Source organism: Staphylococcus arlettae (assembly GCF_002902345.1).
GTDB lineage: Bacteria > Bacillota > Bacilli > Staphylococcales > Staphylococcaceae > Staphylococcus > Staphylococcus arlettae.
This window is the reverse complement of record NZ_PPQB01000005.1, coordinates 212,807-215,691: the sequence shown is the minus strand read 5'-3', so window position 1 is coordinate 215,691 and position 2,885 is coordinate 212,807. Positions and strand designations below refer to the sequence as shown.

The window sequence follows — 2,885 nt, the reverse complement described above, 5'->3', positions numbered from 1 at the left end:
TTCTTTAATAATTATACTTCTATGAATACGAATGTTATACTTTATTTATAAATTATTTTTAGTTTGGCATCGTGAATTACATACTTTTCAACTTAGTTAGTTGTCATTTCATTAATTTTAAAATAATAGATGAAGGAGTAACTAACATGATAAAGGAGGAATTTACATGACAGGCACACCTTTATTACTAGCAGTATTAGACTTTTTACAAAATAATTTTCTTTAATCAAAAAAAGACCGAAATCATCATCTCATACTCAAAATTACAATTGACCAATCCATTTGTATGGATTGGTCTCAAACTGTCGACAAAGTTTCTGATTTTGTGGGCAGTTTTTTATGCTCGCTTTCCTCTGGCACTGCCTCAGCCTGTAGTCTGCGGCAAGTGCTATTCCCGCAGGAGTCGACATAAACCACTGCCAATACTACAAAAAGATTTTAGGAGAACTAATACTAAAGTCCATTTACTGCTAATAACGACAATAGACTATCAACCAAGCTTGAACTTTGTGGGCAGTTTTTAAGTAGCAGCTGCTTGTGGATTTATGAATGCTATTTAAATTTTGCTCGAATATCGTTTAGACGTACAAACAAATTTATACGCGTATATGTAACATATAACCTTAAAGAGCTACAAGATTTTAGAAAAACAAAAAACGTCAATTACTATATAACCTTTATAGCAATTAACGTTTATGTTACAGTCTGAAAAGTCACCCCACATATCCTACGAATTTAATTTAAACAAATTCTTCATAATCGTAAGGGTTTTGACCTTCCACACGCCCTGCTTCACCTTTATCTAGTGAATTTATTTTCTCAATATCCGAACTTGCCAACTCAAAATTTAAATACTCAAAGTTACTACGTTGGTGTTTGTAATTGTCTGATTTAACAATCGGGAAAACACCTAGTTGATTAACCCAATTCATTATTACTTGTGCTGGTGTTCGATTATATTTTTGAGCTATATCTAAAATTGTATCATTAACAAGTACATCATTTATTTCACGTCCTAATGGACTCCATGCTTCTGATACTATACCTCGTTTACTATTTTCATGAATAAGATTTTTATTATTAAAATAGGGTTGAATTTCAATTTGATTTGTAGCTGGTGTGACACCAGTAGCTTCAATAATACGATCTAAATGCTCAGGCATAAAATTAGAAACACCAATCGTTTTAATCAGACCATATTTTTGTGCATCAATTAAAGCTTTCCACGCATCGACATATTTACCTTGTTTAGGGTTTGGCCAATGCACAAGATATTTATCAAAATAGTCAAGACCGGTGCGATATAATGATTCTTGAATAATATGGATAGCCTTATCATAGTCATGATTTGAACCAGGTAGTTTCGCACTCACATAAATATCTTCACGAGCAATATGTGAACGACGGATCACTTCTCCAACCATACCTTCGTTGTTGTAATTAGTTGACGTATCAATAAGTCTATAGCCAATGTCTAACGCATTTTGTACAGCGTTGACACCTGTACCACCTTGAATATTAACCGTTCCTAATCCAACATGTGGAAGTATAGATCCATCATTTAATTCAAAATTATTATTTAAAGCCATAAATTAGCCTACCTTCCCTAGTAAATTTATAATATATTTAATCATTACATTTAAGTTTACCCGAAAGGATTTTCACTTAATCAATAAGCCTTATGCCACTCATTCACAAAAAAAAACCATTTGCGTTACAACAAATGGTTAAGTCACATCTAATATTAATCTTTTTGTACTTCTTCGACTGTTTCTTCTACTTCTTGACGAGATATTTTTTCGCGACCATTTTTCATTGCTTTAAGTGTTTTATGAGCTAATGCTAATGGTAATCTGCAAAATAGTAAAATTGTCTTCTTATTAATAGACTTCATATATTCATCGGCTTTAGCCAAATTTTCATCTGCATAATCGAATAAGTCTTGACGCGTCCAATCATCCGGGACAAAACTTACACCACGTTCGTCATAATCTTCTTGTTCGTTACGCAAAATATTTACCGCTTGTAGTCCACGGCCATAGCCAATCGCTAAATCTCTGTCTGTTTTCACTCCAGCACTTTGTTCCCATATATCTGACAACATCACACCTACGAGACCAGCAACATAATATGTATAATCATCTAAATCTTCTTTCGTTTGAATATTCCAGTCCGCTTTCACCCATTTGGCCATACCATACGCCATTTCGTGAGCACTATTCATTACGATGTGCACAGTATTTTCAGGGCACGCACGTAACCAATCACCTAAGCGTAAAGTGACCTCTGGCATTTTATCTTTAACTGGTGCCAAAAGTTGGAGATACTGTTCTTCATCAAAAGGTTGTTTTAATAAGTCACTTACTTGCATTAAAATAGCATGTTTCGTGTCATTCTCTACTTCTTCATGATCTTCAATTTCATCAATTGCTCTCATTACTAAATAAGCAGAGGCTACCGTATGTTTTAATTCTTTGTCTAAAAAAGTAATCGGTATATAAAATGTACGACTCGTTTCTTTTAATACACGCATTGCATCTTTTGGGAAATTCTTCTGTGTCATAGTCATTACTACCTCCCTAGTTAAATACTATCATACTATCATAATTTTAAATAGTTATTGGTATTGTATCGAAAATGTCAGTTTGATGCTAACAACAGCATTAATGTATTAGATTTTAGTGACATAATATCGTCCTAAAATCACCTAATAATAATCCATATTAATGATATTACAAAAATATAGCTATAAAAGGGAGTGGGACAGAAATCTGATTTTGAAAAAATGATTTCGTCGTCCCACCCCGGCAAGGATGACTAGTATTGAAAAAAGCTTGGTTTAAAGCGCATTTTTAATGCAGTCAGCTACTGCCAACACGAAAAAA

The 2,885-nt window shown here is 33.3% G+C and carries 2 protein-coding genes; both read right to left on the bottom strand.

What is annotated here, in order from left to right:
- Positions 1-740: 740 nt before the first annotated feature.
- The gene (locus CD036_RS01170; RefSeq protein WP_103387839.1) at positions 741-1,589 is read right to left on the bottom strand and encodes an aldo/keto reductase; all 849 of its coding nucleotides are present in this window, start codon (positions 1,587-1,589) and stop codon (positions 741-743) included.
- 155 nt (positions 1,590-1,744) lie between these two features.
- The gene (locus tag CD036_RS01165; RefSeq protein ID WP_002510427.1) at positions 1,745-2,563 is read right to left on the bottom strand and encodes a squalene/phytoene synthase family protein; all 819 of its coding nucleotides are present in this window, start codon (positions 2,561-2,563) and stop codon (positions 1,745-1,747) included.
- Positions 2,564-2,885: the final 322 nt, after the last annotated feature.